This is a genomic window from Amycolatopsis sp. CA-161197, assembly GCF_050942255.1.
Lineage (GTDB): Bacteria > Actinomycetota > Actinomycetes > Mycobacteriales > Pseudonocardiaceae > Amycolatopsis.
Map to the genome: position 1 here is coordinate 7,771,156 of NZ_CP192059.1, position 21,401 is coordinate 7,792,556.

Sequence of the window (21,401 nt, forward strand, 5' to 3'; positions counted from 1 at the left end):
ACTAGACGAGCTCGTCGGCGGGGCGGGTGTTGATCACGCGGTCCGCCGTGAGACCGACCTTTTCGGCGCGCGCGCACCCGTAGACCTGCCAGTCGAGCTGGCCGGGGGCGTGCGCGTCGCTGTCGATGGCGAACTCGCAGCCCAGCTCCACGGCCATCCGCAGCAACGGCATGGGCGGGTCGAGCCGCTCCGGGCGCGAGTTGATCTCCACCGCCACGCCGTTTTCCCGGCAGGCGGTGAACACCTTCTCGGCGTCGAACGTCGACGGCGGCCGCGCCCGCGGTCCGCGCACGAGCCGGCCGGTGCAGTGGCCCAGCACGCGCACGTGCGGGTTCGCGACGGCCGCCAGCAGCCGCGGCGTCAGCTCCCGCGAGGGCATGCGCAGCTTCGAATGCACGCTGGCGACCACGAAATCCAGCCGCTCCAGCAAGTCCGGACGCTGGTCGAGCGCGCCGTCGTCGAGGATGTCGACCTCGATGCCGTGCAGCAGCCGGAACGGGGCGAGCTCTTCGTTGACGCGCGCGACCTCGTCCATCTGCTTGCGCAGCCGCTCGGGCGAAAGGCCGTTGGCCACGGTCAGGCGCGGCGAGTGGTCGGTGAGCACGATCCACTCGTGGCCGAGGTCGCGCGCGGCCTCGGCCATCTCCTGGATGGGGCTGCCGCCGTCGGACCAGTCGGAGTGCGTGTGGCAGTCGCCGCGCAGCGCGGCGCGCAGTTCGCCGCCGTCGGGCAGATCGGCTTCGGCGACCTTCGCCGCGTACGCGGGCACGCGGCCGAGCCACGCGTCCTCGATGACCCCGGCCGTCGCCTTGCCGATGCCCTTGAGCGCCTGCAGCGTGCCCGAGCGCACGCGGCTCTCGAGCTCTTCTTGAGACAGGTGGTCGACGACCGCCGCGGCCTGCCGGAAGGCGCGGACGCGGTAGGTCGGCTCAGCCGCGCGTTCGAGCTGGAACGCGATGTCGCGCAGTGCGCGTGCCGGGTCCATGCGTCCTGTTTACCCGCTCAGGAGCGCCGGGGCAGCTCGTGGAGCTCGACGTCGGTGAGTTTCCCGGCGTGGATCTCGGCGGTGGTGTAGGTGCAGAACTCCTGCCGGCGCCGGTCGGTGGGCGAGCCGGGGTTGAGCAGGCGCAGGCCGCCGGGCGTCACGGTGTCCCACGGGATGTGGCTGTGGCCGAACACGAGCACGTCGGTGTCGGGGAACTGCGCGTCGCAACGCGCTTCGCGGCCCTTCGCGTCGCCCGTTTCGTGGATCACGGCCAGACGCACGCCACCGAGCGTGACGCGGGCGACCTCCGGCAGCCACTCGCGCAGCTCGGGTCCGTCGTTGTTGCCGTAGACCGCGATGAGCCGTTTGCTGGCCACGGCGAGCTCGTCGAACGCGTCGAGATCCACCCAGTCACCGGCGTGCACCACGACGTCGGCCCGCTCCACCTCGGCCCAGACCTCGTCGGGCAGCTCCTTGGCGCGCTTGGGCAGGTGGGTGTCCGCGACGAGCAGCAGCCGCACGGTGTTACGCCCCCTCTTCGGGGATCGCGGCCAGCACCCGATCGAGGAACGCGCCGATGTGCTTGCGCAGCAACTCGGCCGCACCCTCGGCGTCGCCCTTCTTCGCGGCGGCGAGCACGGCCTTGTGCTCGCTCCACTCCTTGCGCCAGCTGGGGTTCGTGTCCCAGCCGACCACGGTGATGAGCGCGGCGCGGTCCTTGAGGTCGTCGAGCATCGAGACCATCAGCGGGTTGCCGCACCCGGCGTAGAGCGCGCCGTGGAACCGGCGGTTGAGCAGGCTGAGCGCGGTGTGGTCCTTGTCCGCGAGCGCCGCCTGCGCCTCCTTCAGCGCTTCGGCGGCGTCGTCGAACGACGCCCCGGCCGCCACCGAACGGCGCAGCGCCTCGGGTTCGAGCACCATGCGCACGTCGTACACCGAACGCGCGAGCTCCGCGTCGACCACACACACCGAAGCGCCGCGGTACGGGCTGAACGTGACCAGCCCGGAGTTCGACAGCACCTTCAGCGCCTCGCGCACCGGCGTCTTCGACACCCCGAGCCGCTGCGCCAGCTCCGCCTCCACCAGCGGCTGGCCCGGGAGCAGCTCGCGGGTCAGGATGCCGCGCCGGATCTCCTCCAGGACCACTTCGGTCCGCGAGGCGGGCAGGCTGAACGTCGGTGGCATCGGACACTCCAGGCTCGCGCGGTCTGCCGCGGTGAACAGACCGACATTCAACCAGGCGGGCGCGGACGGTGCCCGCGACCCGCGTGGCGGACTGTGATCATATATCAGATGCCATACTGCCCGTAGCGACGAAAGGCGGCCCGGCCATGAAAACACCGGAGGACCTGCGCAGCCACCGCTGGTTCGGGGGCGACGAGCTGCGCAACTTCAGCCACCGCGCGCGGGCCCGCCAGCTCGGTTACGAGCCCGGGGAACACCAGGGCAAGCCGGTGATCGCCGTGCTCAACACGTGGAGCGACATCAACCCGTGCCACATGCACCTGCGCGAACGCGCCGAACAGGTGAAGCGCGGCGTGTGGCAGGCGGGCGGGTTCCCGCTGGAGTTCCCGGTGGCGACGCTGTCGGAGACGTACCAGAAGCCCACGCCCATGCTCTACCGCAACCTGCTGGCGATGGAGACCGAGGAGATCCTGCGCTCCTACCCCGTCGACGGCGCGGTGCTGATGGGCGGCTGCGACAAGACCACGCCCGCGTTGCTGATGGGCGCGGCGAGCGCCGGGTTGCCGGCGATCTTCGTGCCGGCCGGCCCGATGCTGCGGGGCCACTGGCGCAACGAGGTGCTGGGCAGCGGCACGGACATGTGGAAGTACTGGGACGAGCGCCGCGCCGGCACCATCGGTGACGAGGAGCTGGCCGAGCTGGAACGCGGTCTGGCCCGCTCCCCCGGCCACTGCATGACGATGGGCACGGCCTCGACCATGACCTCGGCCGCGGAGGTCCTCGGCGTGACGCTGCCGGGGGCGGCGTCGATCCCGGCCGTGGACTCGGCGCACCACCGGATGGCGGCGGCCAGCGGCGCGCGGATCGTGGACATGGTGTGGGAGGACCTCACGATCACGAAGGTCCTCGACGAGCGCGCGTACGCCGACGCCATCACCACCGTGCTGGCGCTCGGCGGCTCGACCAACGCCGTGATCCACCTGATCGCGATGGCCGGGCGCAGCGGCCTGTCGCTGAGCCTGGCCGACTTCGACGAGATCGCGCGCCGCGTGCCCGTGCTGGCCAACATCCGCCCGGGCGGCGCGTGGCTGATGGAGGACTTCTACTACGCGGGCGGCCTGCCCGGGCTGCTGTCGCGGCTGACGGACCTGCTGCACACCGACCGGCTCACCGTGTCCGGCCGCACCCTGGGCGAGACTCTGACAACCGCGCGCGTGCACAACGACGACGTGATCCGCCCGCGCGACAACCCGCTGGCGGCCGAAGGCGGCGTCGCCGTGCTGCACGGCAACCTGGCGCCGTCGGGCGCGGTGATCAAGCACATCGCCGCCACTCCGGAGCTGCTCACCCACACCGGGCCCGCGGTCGTGTTCGACGACTACGCCGACCTCAAGAAGCGCATCAACGACCCGGCGCTCGGCATCACGGCCGACTCCGTGCTGGTGCTGCGCGGCTCCGGCCCGCTCGGCGGCCCGGGCATGCCCGAGTACGGCATGCTGCCGATCCCCGACCACCTGCTCGCCCAGGGCGTGCGCGACATGGTGCGGATCTCCGACGCGCGCATGAGCGGCACCTCCTACGGCGCCTGCGTGCTGCACGTCGCCCCGGAATCGCACGTCGGCGGCCCGCTCGCCCTGGTCCGCGACGGCGACCTGATCACGCTCGACGTGCCCGCCCGCGCGTTGCGGCTGGAGGTGCCCGACGACGAGCTGGCGCGCCGGCGGGCGGATTGGCTCGAGCCTGCGCCGCGCTTCGAACGCGGTTACGGTGCCCTGTACGCCGAGCACATCACCCAGGCCGACGAGGGCTGCGACTTCGACTTCCTCGCGCGTGCCGGCGCCAACCCGGAGCCCGACGCACGCTGACCGGTTTGTTCCGCAAGGGGCACTAGTCCGGCATGTCCGGCTCAGGCCGTACGCTGTGGCGCGGGACGCAGCAAACGGAGGGTCGAACAGGTGCCGTACGAACCGCGCTGGCCGGAGTCCGAGGACGAGCAGACGGTCGTGCTGCCGGCGGTCGGCTCATCGGATGCCGAGCCCGAATCGCGCCCTCGGCTGCGCAGGACCCTGTGGATCTCCGGCGGCGTGCTCGCCGCGCTGCTGGTCGTGTACCTGATCGACCTGCTCACCAGCCAGGGCAGCGTGCCACGCGGGACCACGGTGGCGGGCGTCGACGTCGGCGGCCTCGACCGGCCGGTGGCCGAGCGGGAGCTTCGGGGCCTCATCGAGCCGCGGCTGACGCGGCCGCTGACGGTGACCGCGGGTGCGGCCCGGACCACCTTGTCGCCGACGCTGGCGGGCCTGCGCCTCGACTGGTCCGCAACGCTGGACGAGGCCGGTGACCAGCCGCTGAACCCGTTCACGCGGCTGGCGTCGTTCTTCTCGGCGCACGAGATCGGCGTCGTCTCGCACGCCGAGGGCGACCGGCTGGACCCGGCGCTGGAGGACCTGCGCGGGCGGGTGGATCGGGCCGCGGTGGAGGGCACGGTGCGGTTCGACGGCACCACACCGGTCGCCGTGGCGCCGCAGCCGGGGCAGAAGCTCGATGTCGCCGCGGCGAAGGCCGCGGTGCTGAGCCAGTGGGCGTCCGGGTCCGAACTGGCTTTGCCCGTGGTGCCGGCGCCGGTGCGGATCACTGCCGCCGGGGTGCAGGCGGCGCTGGAGCAGTTCGCTCGTCCCGCGGTGGCTGCGCCGGTGACGATCGAGGGTGAGGGCGCCTCGGCTGTGCTGGAGCCGCGTGACATCGCCGCGGCGCTGACTTTCGCGCCCGCCGACGGCGGCGGGCTGGTGCCGGTGGTGGACCAGAAGAAGCTCGTCTCGGTCGCCGGCCCGCAGCTGAAGTCCACCGAGAAGGAGGGCAAGGAGGCGACCATCGGGTTCAGCGGCGGGAAGCCGACCGTCGAGCCTTCGGTGGACGGGAAGACCGTCGACTGGGAGCCGAGCCTGAAGCCGCTGCCGGACGTGCTGAAGCGCGCCGACGGTCGTTCGCTCAAGGCCGTGTACAAGAACAGCCCGGCCAAGGTGACGACCGAGCAGGCCGACGCGCTGGGCGTGAAGGAGGTCGTCGGCGAGTTCACCACCGGCGGCTTCGCGCCCGACTCGGGCGTCAACATCCGCGTCGTCGCCCAGAAAGTGAACGGCGCCATCGTGAAGCCCGGCGAGACCTTCAGCCTCAACGGCTTCACCGGCCCCCGCGGCAAACCCCAGGGTTACGTCGAGGCCGGCGTCATCGAAAACGGCGCCCCGGCCCGCGAGGTCGGCGGTGGCATCTCGCAGTTCGCGACGACCCTGTACAACGCGGCGTACTTCGCGGGCATGAAGGACGCGGGGCACAAGGAGCACAGCTACTACATCAGCCGCTACCCGGCGGCTCGTGAGGCGACAGTGTTCCAGAACCCCAACGGGTCGAGCGTGATCGATCTGAAGTTCACCAACGACTCGTCGACGGGGATCGCCGTTCAGACGATTTGGTCGCCTTCGTCGTTGACGGTGAAGCTGTGGGGCACGAAGCGGTACTCGGTGGAGTCGATCCCCGGGGAGCGGACCAATCCGACTCCGCAGCCGACCAAGCCGGGTCCGGCGGAGAACTGCCACGCGTCCAATGGGGCCCCTGGGTTCACGACTACGGATACGCGCGTGCTGAAGGACGCGGCCACGGGGCGGGAAGTCTCGCGCCACACGCGGACGGTGCGGTACAACCCGCAGCCGAAGATCACCTGCGGGGCTTAGGTGCTTGTGGTCAACATGGTGGAGAAGTTCGGCGCGGACGAACTCCTCGAACGGGAGTGGGATCTGCCGGCGGAGGTCGTCGAGCCGTTGCGCGGACAGGTCGACATGACGCCCGACGGCTGGATCATGCACGTGTGGCGGATGACGGCGGAGATCGCCGACATCGTGCAGCCTTGGGTCGACGAGCCCATCGACGTCGAGTCGGGCTCCTGGTACGTCAGCTCGGCGCAGGTCGACTGACGCGCTTCGACCTGAAGATCGTGGGCTGGCATCCTTCTGACTGAGCTTCAGGAGGATGACTTGGCGACAGTGCTGATCCCCGTCCCGGCGCAGGACTCGGACCCGTCCGAAGTGGCCGTCAGCCGGGCGATGCTCGACGGGCACACCGTCGTCTTCGCGACTCCCGAGGGCGCGCAGGCGACCTGCGACGAGCTCATGGTCACCGGCGAGGGCCTCGACCTGTGGAGCCGCGTGCCGGGCCTGCGGAAGCTCACCGCCGTCGGCCGCGTGCTGCGCGCCGATTCGGCCGCGCGCTCGGCGCACGCCGCTTTGCTCGCCGACCCGGCGTGGCGCACCCCGATCCGCTGGGCCGACATCAACCTCGACGACTTCGACGGCCTCCTGCTCCCGGGCGGGCACCGCGCGCGCGGGATGCGTTCCTATCTCGAAAGCCCCGTGCTTCAGGACGTGGTCGTCTCCGCGTTCCAGCGCGACCTCCCGGTCGGCGCCATCTGCCACGGCGTGCTGCTCGCCGCCCGCAGCATCGACCCGGCCACCGGCCGCTCGGTCCTGCACGGCCGCACGACCACTGCCCTGACCTGGCAACTGGAACGCACGGCGTGGCAGCTGGCACGCCGGACCCGGTTCTGGGACCCGGACTACTACCGCACCTACCGCGAGGAGCCCGGGCAGCCCGCGGGGTACATGTCGGTGCAGCAGGAGGTCACCCGCGCCCTCGCGCGCCCGGAGCACTTCCGCGACACGACGGACCGGGTCCAGGCGAGCGGCCGCGCCCGCGACTCGATGGAGGACTCACGCCCGGCGTTCGTGGTCGAGGACGGGAACTACGTGTCCGCTCGCTGGCCCGGTGATGTGCACACGTTCGCGAAGACGTTCGCCACACGGCTCTGACTCAGGCGGCCGAAGATCACTCACGGCTGGCGAACTGGCCACCAACACACCTGAGATCCACGGTCACACGCGATCGTGCCAGACCAGGAATTCTCTTGGCTCCCTGCTCGCGAGAAGATCACCGATGGGTGACCTCGAGACGGTGTCCAGCCAGCTTTCGAGGGGCGTCCCATCATCGGGAAACCACCATTCCGAAAATCCCCCAGCGGACTCGAGGTCGCGATCCAGGTCATATCTGTACTCGAACTGCACCTGCGAACAAGCCTCGTGCGCCCCGGCCGCGTCGAGAACCTCCAACTGCCGCACCATGCCGACGACCAGCGTGGGCGATGACAGCCAGCCGGCTTTCCCGTACTGGAAGAGAAGTCCGTCCGCGTCCTGGCCGGCGGGGACATCGAACTGCGTCGCGAAGAACCTGCGGGCCAGCTCGACAAGAGCCGGCACCGGCGGGCCGGCCGGCCCGGCACCGGCAACCAGACCGTGAGCGATGGCGAGCGCGTCGCCGACGGGGCGCTTGTCCGGCAAGCGAACCTCCGAGTCGTGCCGCCTGATGACAAGGTCAACGTATCGCCCACCGGGCGCGGGATGAACGCGGAACACCCCGAACGTCACCGACCGTAACCACCCCGCAACCCACCCCAACCCCGCGCCTTCCGCAACTCACCAACACCCCGCAAACACCGCGCACACCTCCCCCGATCCGCGTAATCTCCCCTTCCAGACCACGGAAGGGGGCACTCGTGGCCGAGAACGGCGCGGACGCCGCAATGGGCCTGTACGGGCTCACCAAACGGTTCGGCACCACGCTCGCCGTCGACAGCGTCACCCTGGAGGTTCCGCGGGGCTCGTTCTTCGGGCTCGTGGGGCCGAACGGTGCGGGCAAGACGACGTCGCTGTCGATGGCGGTGGGGTTGCTGCGGCCGGACCAGGGGCAGGCGAACGTGTTCGGCGTGGACGTGTGGCGGGAGCCGGAGCGGGCGAAAAGCCTGATCGGGGTGCTTCCGGACGGACTGTCCATTCCGGAGCGCCTCACGGGCCGCGAGCTGTTGACGTACATGGGACTTCTGCGGGGCCTGCCGCCCGACACGGTGGCGGCGCGGGCGCAGGAGCTGCTGGGCGTGCTGGAGCTGCTGGAGGCCGAGCGCACGCTCGTGATCGACTACTCCGCGGGCATGCGCAAGAAGATCGGGCTCGCGATGGCGCTGCTGCACGGGCCGCGGCTGCTGGTGCTGGACGAGCCGTTCGAGGCGGTGGACCCGGTGTCGGCGTCGACGATCCGGACGATCCTGCAGCGGTTCGTCGGCTCGGGTGGCGCGGTGGTGCTCTCGAGCCACGTGATGGCGCTGGTCGAGCAGCTGTGCAGCCACGTCGCGGTGATCACGCGAGGGCGGGTGGTCGCGGCGGGCGCCGTCGACGACGTGCGGGGCGGCGGGAGCCTGGAAGACGCGTTCGTGCACATCGTGGGCGGGCGCACCGGCGGAGCGGAAGGACTGTCGTGGTTGGCGTCCTCGTCCGACTGAAGCTGCGCGTCCTGCGCAATTCCCTGCGCGGCAGCCGCGTCGCGGGCATGGTCGTCGGCGGGGTGATCGGGCTGACGGCCGCCGTGCTGACGATCGTGCTGGCCCTCGTGCCGATCCGCGGCGGCGGTGGCATCACCGTCGACCTGCTGACCACGATCTACGCGGGGTGGGCGGCCGGCTGGGTGCTCGCCCCCATCGCCACCGGCGGTGGGGACGACACGCTGCGCCCCGAGCACTTCGCACTGCTGCCGATCGGCCGGCGCAAGCTCGCCGTCGGGCTGCTGGCCGCGAGCTTCGTCGGCGTGACGACGATGGTCAGCCTGGTCGCGTTCCTCGGCCTGTTCTTCTACGGCCTGCGCCTCGGCGCGGGCGCGGCGCTGGTCGGGCTCGTGTTCACGGTGCTGCAGCTGGCGTTCGTGGTGCTGCTCTACCGCGTGGTGATGGCGGCGCTCGGCGCGCTGCTGACGTCGCGCAAGGGCAAGGAGCTGGGCATCATCCTGGTCGCGCTGACCGGTCTGTCCGGAGTCGGCGTGAACCTGGCGATCAACAGCCTCGGCCCCGCGATCATCAACGGCAGCGTGCCGGGCTTCGTGAACGTGATGCACGTGCTGCCGTCCGGCTGGGGCACGGTCGCCGTGCACGCGGCCGGCACCGGCGGGTGGGGCACGGCGCTCGGGCTGCTGGTCGCGATGCTCGCGCTGATCGCCGTGCTGCTCGCGGCGTGGGGTGCACTGCTCGCGCGGCAGGTGACCAGCCCGTCGTTCCGCGGCGCGTCGCGCACGAAGGTGCGGGCCGAGGGCGCGCGCGTGCGCCGCAGCCTGCTGCCCGCGACTCCTGTGGGTGCCGTGGCGCGCAAGGAGTTGTTCACGTGGTGGCGCGACGCCCGCCGGCGCGTCGCCCTGCTGTCGACGCTGATCGTCGGGGTCGTGGTCACGGTCCTGCCGGCGCTGTCCGGCGGCGGGCGGCCGGCGATCGTGCCCTATCTCGGCGTCGCGGTGGTGTTCTTCGCGTGCATGCAGTCGGGCAACCTCTACGGCTTCGACGGCAGCGCGCTGTGGCACACGCTCACCGTGCCCGGTGCCGAACGCGCCGACGTCCGGGGCCGGCAGCTGGCGTGGGCGTTGATCGTGGCGCCGGTGGCGTTGCTGCTGGCCGCCGTCCTGCCGGGTGCGGTCGGCGAGACCGGCGCGTATCCGTGGGTGTTCGGCCTGGTGCCGGCGCTGCTGGGTGGCGGGGCGAGCGTGCTGATGCTGCAGTCGGTGTTCCTCGCCTACCCGCTGCCCGACCAGCGCAAGAGCTCGAGCCCGTGGTCGTCCGGCGGCCGCCCGGGCTGTGCGCGGCTGCTGCAGATGTTCGCGACGATGCTGCTGGTCGCCGCCGGGGCGCTGCCGGTGCTCGCGCTGTGCGTCGCGGGCGCGGTGCTCGGCTCGCCGGTGCTGCAGTGGCTCGGCGTGCCGGTCGGGATCGTGGTCGGCGCCGTGCTGGCGTGGTGGTGGGGCGGCCTTGCGCAGCGACGGCTCGCCGCGCAAGGCCCCGAGTTGCTGGCGACCGTGTCCAAGGAGCGGTGAACGACGGGCCGCGGGTCCGGGCGGCCCGCCGTTTCACGGCAACTCGGCCAGGGAAGCGGCGAGCACGTCGTCGGACAGCTCGTTGTCCACCATCTCGCCCGAGAGGTAGGCGCCATACGCGGGCAGGTCGAGGTGCGCGTGCCCGCACAGCGCCGTGAGGATCACCTTCTCTTCCCCGGTTTCCTTGCAGCGCAACGCTTCCTGGATGCACGCGGCCAGCGCGTGCGTCGGCTCGGGCGCCGGGATGATGCCCTCCGCCCGGGCGAAGCGCACCCCCGCGGCGAAGCACTCCTGCTGCCCGACGGCGAGCGCCTCGATGAGGCCCAGCTCGTAGATGTGCGAGATGAGCGGCGACATCCCGTGGTAGCGCAGGCCGCCCGCGTGGATCGGGTCGGGGATGAAGCCGTGGCCGAGCGTGTGCATCTTCAGCAGCGGGGTGAGGCCGGCCGTGTCGCCGAAGTCGTACGCGTACGTGCCGCGCGTGAGGGTCGGGCACGCTGCCGGCTCGACGGCGCGGATCACCGGGTTCATCCGGCCCGCCAGCTTCTCGCGCAGGAACGGGAACGCGAGCCCGCCGAAGTTGGAGCCGCCGCCGGTGCAGCCGACGAGGAGGTCCGGCGTGTCGCCCGCGAGCTCGAACTGCTTGAGTGCTTCCTCGCCGATCACCGTCTGGTGCATCAGCACGTGGTTGAGCACGCTGCCGAGCGCGTACCGCGCGTTCGGGTCGGCCGCGGCCTGCTCCACGGCCTCGCTGATCGCGATGCCGAGGCTGCCCGGGGAGTCCGGGTCGTCGGCGAGGATCTTCCGCCCGGACTCGGTCAGCGCCGACGGGCTCGGGTGCACGGTCGCGCCGAACGTCTCCATCATCAGCTTGCGGTAGGGCTTCTGGTCGTAGGAGGCGCGGACCTGCCACACCTCGCACTCGAGCCCGTACTGCGCGCACGCGAACGCCAGCGCACTGCCCCACTGGCCGGCGCCCGTCTCGGTCGTCAGGCGCGTGACGCCCTCCGCGGCGTTGTAGAACGCCTGCGGCACCGCGGTGTTCGGCTTGTGCGACCCGACCGGGCTGACGCCTTCGTACTTGTAGTAGATGCGCGCCGGCGTGCCCAGCGCTTTTTCCAGCCTTCTCGCGCGGTACAGCGGCGAGGGGCGCCACAGGCGGTAGACCTCGCGGACCTCCTCGGGAATGTCCACGTACCGCTCGGTGGACACCTCCTGCGCGATCAACGCCTGCGGAAACAGCGGCGCGAGATCCTCCGGCCCCACCGGCTCACGCGTCCCCGGGTGCAACGGCGGGGGCGGCGGCTCCGGCAGATCGGACACCACGTTGTACCACTGCGTCGGGAGATCGGCTTCGTCCAGGATGTACTTGGTGCGCTCCGCCATCACGACTCCTCCGGTCTGGAAAACTCAACATAGATCGCCGGAGGCCCGGTGGGCCAGCCTGATTGTCCACAGTGGATCTACTTGGGAGGAAACTTGCCCACTCGCGTCGATCGCCTGCAGCTGGCCGACGGTTCCCGCAGGACCGGTCGCCGCGGCGAGCTGCGCGGAGAGGATCATCCCCTGGAGCGGTCACGCAGGACGTTCCGCAGATCGACCAACTCATCGCCAGGGAGACGTGGCAGCGACAGGGTGGGCCGTTCTCGCGAACGGCTCACTGCCCGTTCAGCGCATCAGCTTTATCACGGTCCACAGCGCGGTCCCCGCCCAGCAGATCCGCAATCCGCCGGCCTCCCGTGGATGTACACGCCGGAGTCCAGGCAGGTGTAGGACGGCGCCGCGTACCGGATCCCGTACCGCGACTCGGCTTCGCGTGGTGCAACCAATCCTCCCCTTCAGGCGTGTAGGTCGTGCATGCCTGCAACAGGGGAAGGGCCAGCATGACCTTACGAAGATCACTGACGTTGCTCGCCGTCGCGCTCACGATCGGGCTCACCGTCACCGATGGCGCGATGGCGGCAGCGGAAACCACTGGTCAACAGCGTTCCGAGGTGACACTGTCCGCGACGTCCTGGGGTTACGTCGACTCAGCGACACCGACCACCGCCAATTTCAAGCCGTCCGGCAACTTGCCGATCGGCACCTGGGACACCACACCGCACCTTCAACGCTCGTACGTGAATTTCGACCTGAGTTCGTTGCGAGGTGTTCCGTTCACGACAGTGCTGCTTTCGGCCGGCGAGACGCACTACGTCGACTGCGACAGCCGCGCCACCGAGGTGTGGCGGACCTCCGCCTACACCAAGCAGTCGACCTGGCAGAACCGCCCGGCGGAGCGGACACGGGTAGCCGCCAGGGGCGCCGACAGCACCTGCATCGACAACGACGCCAAGTTCGACGTCACCTCTGCGGTGCGGGACGCGGTCGACCACAAGGACCGTCACCTCACGCTGGGCTTCCGCGTCGCCGAAGCCCACGAGGCGGACCCGGCGTTCTATCGGCTGATCGAGGCCCCGGCAACGCTGCGGGTGGTCAACAACGCGCCGCCCGCGGCGCCGACCGACCTCCGCACCAACGACGAACCCTGTGCCAAGGACGGCACCGGGGCACTGGTGAGCGGCCAGCTGGAGCTGAGTGCACAGGTATCCGACCCGGACGGCGACTTCACGTCCGAGCAGTTCACGTGGTGGCCAGTGGCGGACCCGTCGCAACGGCACACGGGTGCCGGGTCGGGCAACCCCGCCGCGGCGTACCCGGACACCTCGGACCTCGCCGACGGCACCTACGCGTGGGAGGTGTACGCGCAGGACAGCTGGGGTGCGAAGTCGTCCACGGTGGGCCCGTGCCGGTTCACCGTCGACCGCACGGATCCGAACGCGCCTGCCGTCGTCTCCGCGACGTACCCGGCGGGCGTCGAGGGCGGCGGGGTCGGTGTGGCCGGCGAGTTCACCTTCTCCCCCAACGGTTCCACCGACGTCGTGCGGTACGACTACAGCTTCGGCGCGAACACGCGTGAGATCGCCGCAGGCCCCGACGGCACGGCCACCGTCAGCTTCACGCCAACGGCCAACGGCTGGCAGTCGGTGATCGTGCGGGCGTGGGACCGGGCGGGCAACCTCTCGGGCAGCACCTACTACTCATTCCTCGTCAAGGAGACGCGGCCGACGGTCACGTCCGACCGCTACCCGCCGCAAGGCGGCCCGGACGGCGGCATCGGCGTGCCGGGCGTGTTCCGGTTCGCGCCGGGGATGCCGAACGTCGTGACGTATGACTACCGGCTGGACGACGGCGCGTCGGCCACGGTCACGGCCGGCCAGGACGGCGTCGCCGAGGTGACGATCACGCCGGCCACCGGTGGTGATCACGTGCTGTTCGTGCGCAGCACCGACACCTCGGGCGTAACGACGCCGGAACGGGAGTACCGATTCCTCGTCGATGCGTCACCGGTGGTAAGCGGGCCCGCGAACGTCGACCTGGGCACCTCGGCCACGTACACGGCAACCCCGAGAATGCCGGACGTCGTCGAGTACGACTACTGGTTCGCGAGTGCCGAGAGTACGAAGTGGACGGTCAAGGCGAACGCCGACGGAACCGCCACGCTGCCGATCGAGTTCACCTCGGCTGACCAGAGCCTGCTGCGGGTCCAGGCCCGCGACGCGTCCGGCGGGCTGTCCCCGGTGACGGAGAAACGGTTGTCGCTCAACACCTGGCGACCGACGATCGGCTACGAGGGCGACATCGCGACGGAGGGCAGAGCCGCCACGTTCACGTTCACCACCCCGATGCCGAACGCCGTGGAGTTCGAGTACTGGCTGACGGCGGACCCGGCGACCAGGTGGACCGTGCCCGTCAGCGGAAACACCTCGACGGTGAGCTACACCCCACCAAGGATCGGCGACTACGAGATGCTGGTGCGCGCCAGGAACACGGCGGGCGTGTGGTCGTCAACGGACAACATCACGTGGACAGTGACGAACGATCCAACGGTGACCTCGAAGGAGTTCCAGGCGAACGGGCGGGCGTTCCCCGGCACCTTCACGTTGGAAGCCCGCCAGCCGGGCGCGGTGGCGTTCGAGTACTCGTTCGACTGGGGTCCGTTTCAGCAGGTGGCCGCTGAGAACGGCCGCGCTGTGCTGGCATGGACTCCCCCGCTGCCACCGGAAGGCTGGGCCTCCCACAACCTGCGGGTGCGTACGGTGACGGCCGACAAGGTCTCCTCGCAGGAGAACATGTACGGGTTCAGCATCTCGAGCGCGCCGTACGTGTCGTCCAAGGAATACCCGGAAAACGAGTGGTCGGGCGGTGCTGGTGTGCCGGGGACGTTCACCTTCACGCCGGGTATGCCGGGCATCGTCTCGTACACCTACTCCGTGCGGAACGACCGGGGTGCCGTGACAGAGGAATCCACCGTGCCGGCGGACGGTTCGGGTGCGGGAACGATGACGTGGACCCCACCGGACCGAGGCATCTACTCGGTCACCGTGTGGGGCAACACGCCCGACGGCACCAGGTCGGGTGACATCGGCTACTCGGTGTACGTCAACTAACCGCCGTTCGTCGACCCCGGCCGCGGCCGGGGTCGACGAACGGCTCGGCCTGACGGTCGCGGTGTGCGCGGTTTCGTCCTCTTCGTGTTCACCGGTGGCGGCCCTCTGCCGGATGCCCATGTTGTTGCCCAGCGGGAAAGGGCCAGCGGCAGCCGGCGGCGCAGCACGTCGCGGGCAGGTTCTCCCGGGTGGCCACCGAGGCGAACTCGCCGGTGAACTCGGTGTTCTTCAGGATGTCGAGCAGGTCGATCGTGCCCCACCGGCGGGCCACCTCGGCCTTCGGAGCAGCCAGGTTGGACGGTTCGCCGCCGGCCCTGGGCCACGGGGTGTTCAGCAGGCCGATTCCGCTGGGATAGTGCGGTGATGCGCCAGTGTCCAGAATGCGGAGCCCCGGTCCTTCCGCACTCGTGCGACACGCTGTTCCAGAGGTTGCTGGCGCTGGATCATTCCCGGCAGGCGCCCTGGGGCCCGCTGCACGGCGTCGCGGTGGCCTGCTTCTTCCTTCAGCATCCGTCCCGCCAGCCCGCCTCGGCTCGGCCGGTGTACTGGGGAATGCTGCACGTCTACCTCCGGGACGGGCCGGCTGGGCTGGCTGCTCTGACCCAACGAGCCCGCCGGCTCAACTCCCACCGCGGCGGGGGAAGAACGCCCCGCGTCAGCGACTTCCCGGACACCCCACCGATCCCCGACATCGACCCGCCCTCGACCTTCGACACCACCATCGTCGACGTCGCCGGGGACGGCACATTCCGCGCCGAGCACTACGCGGACTCGGTCCGCGCCTGGGTGACCGACACCGTGAAAACCTGGACGCAACCGAGCTGACGACCGCCAGGCTCGGCCGGCGAAAACGCTCGAGTTGAACTTCCTGGTGGTCACCGTCGCGCTGCTGGTGCTCGTGCGGGCGTGGGCCTGGCGACGTTCCACATGCCCGCGGCGTCGAGCGCGCGCAGGAGCCGGGAAGACGGCAATGGGCGCGCCGGTTTCAGGGTTCGCCCCGTTGGCCGGTATCCCCGAACGCACCTACCGGCGCAAACTCGCCCGGTCACGGGCCGGTGACTCACCGCGTGGCGCCGTGGTTTGCTGCTGCCGTGTGGTTTTCGGGCCGACCGCAAGTCGTCGGCGAAGTTGCGTCGCCGGGTGTTCCGTGATCCACCCACGCAACGGAACCGGTTGTGGCAAACCGATTTCAGCGGGTTCGAGACGACCGGAGGCGGGATCTGGCGGATCTGCGAACCGATTGTGACCAACCCGAGGTCACCGGATCAGCCGGCGAGGTGATCGGTAAAGCGGCAGTGCCGATCGCGGTGGTCTCCGACAACGGGCCGTGCTTCCGGGGCGAGGTGTTCAAAACCGCGTTCGCCGGACCTGACCCGCTGCCGCGGCACGTCCGCGCCCGTGTTCGCTCACCGCAAACCAACGGCGTGATCGAGCGATCCGTCACCAGCTCGGCACTTGTCCCGAGGGACGTGCCGCGATGGGCAGGAACTTGTGCAAGCAGGTGGTAAAGCGTAGACACTGGGGATGGGCACAGGCGGGGCCCTACCGGGCCGCGATCCGCCCGACGCGGTCCTGCTGCACCAGAGCACGCGCGCTCGGGTGACCCGAGTGTCCCCGCCGGAGGGCGGTGCTGTCGTTCGCAAGGAGCCGCTGGGCCCGGATGCGCGGCGGCGGCTGCGGCACGAGGTGGCGATCCTGGAGCGGCTGCGCGGTGTCGACGGGGTCGCGCAGCTGCTGGATGCGCCGCGGTACCCGGGATCGATCGTGCTGGTGGACGCAGGTGACACCACTCTTTCCGGGCCGGCCGAGCCGCCGGCCATCGATGAGCTGATCCGGCTGGCGGCCAAACTGGCCCACGCGGTCGCGGGAATGCACCGCCGCGGAGTGCTGCACCGCGACATCACCCCGGCCAATATCGTCGTCTCCGGGGACGGGGACCCGTGCCTGGTGGACTTCTCGCTGGCGACGTCGGTCGCCGAGATCCGTCCCGAATTCACGCACCACAGCGAGATCGTCGGGTCGCTCGCCTACCTCGCCCCCGAGCAGACCGGGCGCACCGGCCGTTCGGTCGACCAGCGGGCGGACTTGTATGCGTTGGGCGCGACGCTCTACGAACTGGCCACGGGCCGGCCGCCGTTCGGTTCCGGCGACCCGCTGCGCCTGACCCACGATCACCTGGCGCGGGTGCCGGTACCGCCGGCCCGGCTGAACCCGGCGATCCCCGCTCCGCTGTCCGAGATCGTGATGCGGCTGCTGGAAAAGGAACCCGACCACCGCTACCAGTCCGCCGAGGGCCTGGCGCACGACCTGCACCAGGTCCGCGACGTCCAGGCGCATCCGGCGGCTCGGGTGCGCCTCGGCGAGCACGACGTTCCGCAGCGGCTGCTGCCGCCCTCACGGCTGGTGGGACGCGATGCCGAGGTGGCAGCGCTGGAGGTGGCGTTCGAGGAGGCGCTGGCCGGTCGGTGTCAGGGTGTGCTGGTCGGCGGGGCGCCGGGAGTGGGCAAGACCGCGCTGGTCGATCAGCTGCGGTCGGTGGTGACGGGCCGGGACGGCTGGTTCGTGGCCGGCAAGTTCGACCAGTACCGGCGGGATATCGAGTTCAACGCGGGATATCAGGCGTTCCGGGCGTTGGGTCGGCTGTTGCTGGCCGAGCCGGAGGACGTGCTCGCCGCGATTCGTGAACGGATTGTCGATTCGGTCGGGGCGGCCGCGGGTCTGTTGAGCGCGGTGGTGCCGGAGTTCGCAGTGCTGCTGGGGGTGCCGCCGTATGCGGGGGATCCGCTGACCGCGCAGGCGCGCATGCAGCAAGCAGGTGTGCAGGGGCTGCGGGCGATCGCGTCGCGGAACCGGCCGGTGGTGGTGTTCCTCGATGACTTGCAGTGGGGCGGGCGCACCCCGCTCGGTTTCGTCGATCTCGTGCTGTCGGAGGAACCGGTGGAAGGCCTGTTGCTGGTCGGCGCCTACCGTGACGTCGAGGTGGACGCGGCGCATCCGCTGACCGCGCTGATGTCGCGGTGGCGCGAGCAGGCCGGCGTGCGCTGGCTGGGGTTGGAAAATCTGGCGGTGCCGAGCCTGGTCGCCATGGTGGCGGAGATGCTGCGCGCGGATCGCGCGACCGTGGCGGGACTGGCCGAGATGATCAGCGAGCGCACGTCCGGCAACCTCTACGAGACGGTGGAGCTGCTCAACGCGCTGCAGCGGGAGGGCGTGCTCGCGGCGACCGCCGCCGGGTGGCGGTGGGATGACGCGGCGGTGCGGGCTCGGCTGGGCCAGTCCGAGGTGGCCGGGCTGCTGGCGGCGCGGGTCGCGGCGCTGCCGCCGTCCTCGCGGGCGCTGGTCGAGGCGATGGCGTGCCTGGGCGGGCGAACCGAGGTGAGTCTGCTGCAGACCGCCACCGCCGCGCAGGCGGGCGCGGTTGACCAGCAGCTGGCGCCCGCTCTCGACGAGGGCGTCCTGGTGGTCGAGCCGGGACTGCGGGAGGCCGTGCGGTTTCGCCACGACCGCACCCGTGAAGTCATCCTGAGCGAGCTGGACCCGCCTCGGCGCGGCGCCCTGCAGCTGGCGATCGCGCGACGGTTGGCCGGGCTACCGGAGCTGTTCGCGGTGGCGGCCGAGCAGTACCTGCCGGTGATCGACGCCGTCGTCGATGCGGCGGAGCGCCGGCAGGTGGTGGGGCTGCTGCGCCGCGCCGCCGACCAAGCGGCGTTGATCGGCGAGTACACGCTGGTGAACGCGCTGCTGGTCGCCGCGCTGCGGCTGATCGGCTCGGAGGAGACGGCCACCCTGATCCAGGTGCGCACCGGCCGCCACGCCGCCCTCTACAGCCTCGGGAGGCTGGACGAGGCGGACGCGGAGTACCACACGATCGCGCGGCTGTGTCCCGACGCGATCCGACGCGCCGACGCGACAGCGGTGCAGGTGCGCAGCCTGACCCACCGCAAACGCTTCACTGAGGCGATCGATCTGGGCCTGAAGTCGCTGGGCGCGTGCGGCATCACCATCCCGGCCGCCGACCAGCTCGCCGCCGATCTCGACCACCAGTACGAGTACCTGTACCGGTGGCTGGAAACCGACACCGCCGAGGATCTGGTCCGGCCGGAGATCACCGACCCCACGCTGCTCGCTGCCGCCCGCCTCCTCGACGCGACCCTGCCGCCGGTCTCTTTCCTCGCCGACCACACCAGACTCGCCTGGCTGACCCTGGAAGCCCTGCGGATCTGGCTCGAGCACGGACCCGGACGTACCCTGGTCTGTCCCGCCTGCTTCGCCTCGTACTACACCGTGGTGCAGCGCGGCGACAGCGCCGGATATCGGGCGTTGCGGCGGCTCCGGGCATGGGGCGAAGCCCGCGGCTACGAGCCCGAGACCTCGTACGCGCACTACTACTTCGCCATCCTCAGTTGCTGGTTCGAGCCCCTCGAAAACGGTCTCCACGCCATGCTGCGTGCCCGCGAGGGACTGATCGCAGGTGGCGACCTGGCGTACACCGGCTACACCTATCACTCGATCGAGTACTTCTTGCTCGACTGCCCGCCGACCCTCGACCACCTCGTCGAACAGCTGGAGGCGGGCGTCGCCTTTGCCCGGCGCACCGGCAACGAACAGATCGGCCAGGTGCTCGACGGTCACCGATGGCTGGCCGGTGTGCTGCGTGGCGGAAGCTCGGACGCGATCGGTACGGCGGATCCCACCGACAGGTACGCCGACAATCCGATGGCGCTCTTGTACGCGCATCTCAGCCGGGCGCTCGCCACCGCCGTCTTCGGCGATCCATCCGGCCTGGCACAGCACACCGCGGCGGCGATGCCGCTACTGCCGGCCATCCTGGGCCACTACACGACCGCCGTGGCCCGCCTGCTGCGTGGGTTGGCCCTGGCCGGGCAAGCCCGCAACACGGCCGGTGACGAGCGCGCCGCTCTGCTGGCCGAGCTGGACGAGACGACGCGGTGGCTGGCTGCACGTGCCGCAGCCGCGCCGGACAACTTCCTGCATCTGCAGCGGTGGCTGGAGGCCGAGCGGGCGTGGGTGGTGGGGGATGCCCGGGCCGCCGAGCTGGCGTTCGACGCCGCTCGCCGCGAGGTCGCCGGCCGTGCGCGGCCCTGGCACCGGGCGTTGATCACCGAACGCGCAGCCCGCTTCTACCTGGCCCGCGGCCTGGACCGCGTCGGCGGTGAGCTGCTCGCCCAGGCCCGCCAGACCTATGCCGCCTGGGGCGCGAGCGCGAAGGTCGACCAACTCGACTGGGCCTACCCCAGACTGCGGCCACACTCCGACGTGACCGCTGGGCCGAGCGGAGATCAGCCCGCTCATCTGGCGCAGCAAACCGGTCCGGTCACCACCGGCACCCTGGACCTGCTGGGCATCCTGGCCGCCTCCCAGGCCCTGAGCTCCGAGACCAGCATCGAACGCCTGCGAACTCGCGTCATCGAGGTCCTCAGCGCGCTGACCGGCGCCACCGGTGTGCAGCTGCTGCTGTGGAACCCCGAACGCGACGACTGGCTGCTCCCCGCTCCCGACAGCGAGACCGGCACCACCGAGAGCCAAGACACCACTCAGATCGGACGCACCGCCCCGAGCGCCGCCGGGGAAACCATGGTCCCGCTGTCTGTGCTCCGCTATGTCCAACGCCTCGGCGAATCGGTGCTGGTCGCCGACGCCACCGAGGACGATCGCTTCGCCCGTGACCCCTACTTCTCCGACTTCGACCGCTGCGCCCTCCTGGCCGTGCCCATCCTCAGCCGCGGCAGCCTGCGGGCGGTGTTGCTGCTGGAGAACCGGCTGATCCGCGCCGCGTTCACTGCCGAGCGGCTCGACGCGGTCAGCCTCATCGCCGGGCAACTGGCCGTCTCGCTGGACAACGCGCAGCTCTACGCCGAGCTGACAACCTCACGCGCCCGCGTCGTCACCACCGCCGACCAGATCCGCCGCCGCATCGAGCGCGATCTTCACGACGGCGCGCAACAACGGCTGGTCTCCCTCGCTCTCCACGCCCGCACGGCACAAGCATCAGCACGTCTCGACGACACCGACCTCCGAGCCCAGCTGGACAATCTCGCCACCGAAGCGATCACCGCACTCGACGAACTGCGCGAGCTCGCCCGCGGCATCCACCCGGCCGTCCTCGCCAACGGTGGGCTGCACTCCGCGCTCAAAGCCCTGTCCCGCCGCTCGTCGGTCCCGGTCGAGCTGGACGTGACCATCCCGCAGCGGCTGCCCGAACAATTCGAGATCGCCGCCTACTACCTGGTCGCCGAAGCTCTGACCAACACCGCCAAGCACGCGCACGCCACCACCGTCGGCGTCACGATCGACACCACCGACCACGAGACCGGCGACGTCCTGCGCGTCCGCGTCCGCGATGACGGCCGCGGCGGCGCCGACCTCACCCGCGGCACCGGCCTCGTCGGGCTCAAGGACCGGGCCGAAGCACTCGGCGGCCGACTGGTGATCCACAGCGCCTCCGGCGCAGGCACCACCCTGCATGCCGAACTCCCGTTGCCACACGCCCACAAGGCCCGGGACCGCCGAAGATGATCTGAGCCGCAAGGTCGGGGCTTCTCGCTGTCAGATCGGGCTGCGAACGGTCCCGGCAGGTCCTGCTTCATCACTACTGGCCGTCGCCAAGCACGACGACGCCGAGCGGGCAGTTGCCCGTCGACGTGCGCCCGACCCAGCTGGGAATGCAGACGCGCAGCATTGATGACGCGCCTCGTGGTCATCGGGCGCTGTCGGTGTCGAGCCCGCGGTTGGCACGCTGGGCGGTGACGGAAACCATGCGCACCAGTCCCCCA

15 protein-coding genes are annotated in these 21,401 nt (G+C 70.7%); 9 read left to right on the forward strand and 6 right to left on the reverse strand.

Annotation, left to right across the window (positions count from 1 at the left end; genetic code table 11):
* Nucleotide 1: 1 nt before the first annotated feature.
* From ACQPXB_RS36705 to ACQPXB_RS36715, 3 genes are read right to left on the reverse strand one after another with little or no spacing between them, the layout of a single operon-like run.
* Nucleotides 2–985 (reverse strand): PHP domain-containing protein, encoded by a 984-nt coding sequence (locus tag ACQPXB_RS36705; protein ID WP_366587157.1) that lies wholly within the window; start codon nucleotides 983–985, stop codon nucleotides 2–4.
* A gap of 17 nt (nucleotides 986–1,002) precedes the next feature.
* Nucleotides 1,003–1,506 (reverse strand): metallophosphoesterase family protein, encoded by a 504-nt coding sequence (locus ACQPXB_RS36710; RefSeq protein ID WP_386947800.1) that lies wholly within the window; start codon nucleotides 1,504–1,506, stop codon nucleotides 1,003–1,005.
* Nucleotides 1,507–1,510: 4 nt separating this feature from the next.
* Nucleotides 1,511–2,170 (reverse strand): GntR family transcriptional regulator, encoded by a 660-nt coding sequence (locus tag ACQPXB_RS36715; protein ID WP_366587152.1) that lies wholly within the window; start codon nucleotides 2,168–2,170, stop codon nucleotides 1,511–1,513.
* A 146-nt stretch (nucleotides 2,171–2,316) separates the two neighbouring features.
* Between ACQPXB_RS36715 and araD the strand changes: the two genes are divergently transcribed.
* The 4 genes from araD to ACQPXB_RS36735 all read left to right on the forward strand — a co-directional run bounded on the left by araD (nucleotide 2,317) and on the right by ACQPXB_RS36735 (nucleotide 7,029).
* Nucleotides 2,317–4,035, forward strand: coding sequence for an L-arabinonate dehydratase (gene araD / locus ACQPXB_RS36720; RefSeq protein ID WP_432846104.1), 1,719 nt, complete (start codon nucleotides 2,317–2,319; stop codon nucleotides 4,033–4,035).
* A 90-nt stretch (nucleotides 4,036–4,125) separates the two neighbouring features.
* On the forward strand, nucleotides 4,126–5,898 hold the full coding sequence (locus ACQPXB_RS36725) for a VanW family protein (protein WP_432846105.1): 1,773 nt from the start codon (nucleotides 4,126–4,128) through the stop codon (nucleotides 5,896–5,898).
* 15 nt (nucleotides 5,899–5,913) lie between these two features.
* Entirely contained in the window at nucleotides 5,914–6,138 is a 225-nt protein-coding gene (locus ACQPXB_RS36730; protein ID WP_432846107.1) for a hypothetical protein, read from the forward strand.
* A gap of 69 nt (nucleotides 6,139–6,207) precedes the next feature.
* The gene (locus ACQPXB_RS36735) at nucleotides 6,208–7,029 is read left to right on the forward strand and encodes a DJ-1/PfpI family protein (RefSeq protein ID WP_432856933.1); all 822 of its coding nucleotides are present in this window, start codon (nucleotides 6,208–6,210) and stop codon (nucleotides 7,027–7,029) included.
* Nucleotides 7,030–7,092: 63 nt separating this feature from the next.
* Here the strand turns inward: ACQPXB_RS36735 and ACQPXB_RS36740 are convergent, their stop codons facing one another.
* Nucleotides 7,093–7,641 carry a hypothetical protein gene (locus ACQPXB_RS36740; protein WP_432846108.1) on the reverse strand — a complete coding sequence of 183 codons (549 nt, stop codon included), beginning with the start codon at nucleotides 7,639–7,641 and terminating at the stop codon, nucleotides 7,093–7,095.
* Nucleotides 7,642–7,769: 128 nt separating this feature from the next.
* On the opposite strand from ACQPXB_RS36740, the gene ACQPXB_RS36745 reads away from it, so the two are divergent.
* Nucleotides 7,770–8,549 carry an ABC transporter ATP-binding protein gene (locus ACQPXB_RS36745; RefSeq protein ID WP_432846110.1) on the forward strand — a complete coding sequence of 260 codons (780 nt, stop codon included), beginning with the start codon at nucleotides 7,770–7,772 and terminating at the stop codon, nucleotides 8,547–8,549.
* Complete coding sequence (locus tag ACQPXB_RS36750; protein ID WP_432846112.1) at nucleotides 8,525–10,117, forward strand: hypothetical protein; 1,593 nt, start codon at nucleotides 8,525–8,527, stop codon at nucleotides 10,115–10,117. The genes ACQPXB_RS36745 and ACQPXB_RS36750 overlap by 25 nt, the downstream gene beginning before the upstream one ends.
* A gap of 33 nt (nucleotides 10,118–10,150) precedes the next feature.
* Here the strand turns inward: ACQPXB_RS36750 and ACQPXB_RS36755 are convergent, their stop codons facing one another.
* On the reverse strand, nucleotides 10,151–11,503 hold the full coding sequence (locus ACQPXB_RS36755) for a TrpB-like pyridoxal phosphate-dependent enzyme (RefSeq protein ID WP_432846114.1): 1,353 nt from the start codon (nucleotides 11,501–11,503) through the stop codon (nucleotides 10,151–10,153).
* 497 nt (nucleotides 11,504–12,000) lie between these two features.
* Between ACQPXB_RS36755 and ACQPXB_RS36760 the strand changes: the two genes are divergently transcribed.
* Nucleotides 12,001–14,607 carry a hypothetical protein gene (locus ACQPXB_RS36760; RefSeq protein WP_432846116.1) on the forward strand — a complete coding sequence of 869 codons (2,607 nt, stop codon included), beginning with the start codon at nucleotides 12,001–12,003 and terminating at the stop codon, nucleotides 14,605–14,607.
* A gap of 88 nt (nucleotides 14,608–14,695) precedes the next feature.
* On the opposite strand, the gene ACQPXB_RS36765 is transcribed toward ACQPXB_RS36760, so the two are convergent.
* Nucleotides 14,696–14,878 carry a hypothetical protein gene (locus ACQPXB_RS36765; RefSeq protein WP_432846118.1) on the reverse strand — a complete coding sequence of 61 codons (183 nt, stop codon included), beginning with the start codon at nucleotides 14,876–14,878 and terminating at the stop codon, nucleotides 14,696–14,698.
* Between the two features lie 92 nt (nucleotides 14,879–14,970).
* On the opposite strand from ACQPXB_RS36765, the gene ACQPXB_RS36770 reads away from it, so the two are divergent.
* Together ACQPXB_RS36770 and ACQPXB_RS36775 are read left to right on the forward strand one after the other, a co-directional pair.
* Nucleotides 14,971–15,432 (forward strand): DUF5946 family protein, encoded by a 462-nt coding sequence (locus tag ACQPXB_RS36770; protein ID WP_366582799.1) that lies wholly within the window; start codon nucleotides 14,971–14,973, stop codon nucleotides 15,430–15,432.
* 699 nt (nucleotides 15,433–16,131) lie between these two features.
* Nucleotides 16,132–21,144 carry an AAA family ATPase gene (locus ACQPXB_RS36775; protein WP_432846120.1) on the forward strand — a complete coding sequence of 1,671 codons (5,013 nt, stop codon included), beginning with the start codon at nucleotides 16,132–16,134 and terminating at the stop codon, nucleotides 21,142–21,144.
* Nucleotides 21,145–21,401: the final 257 nt, after the last annotated feature.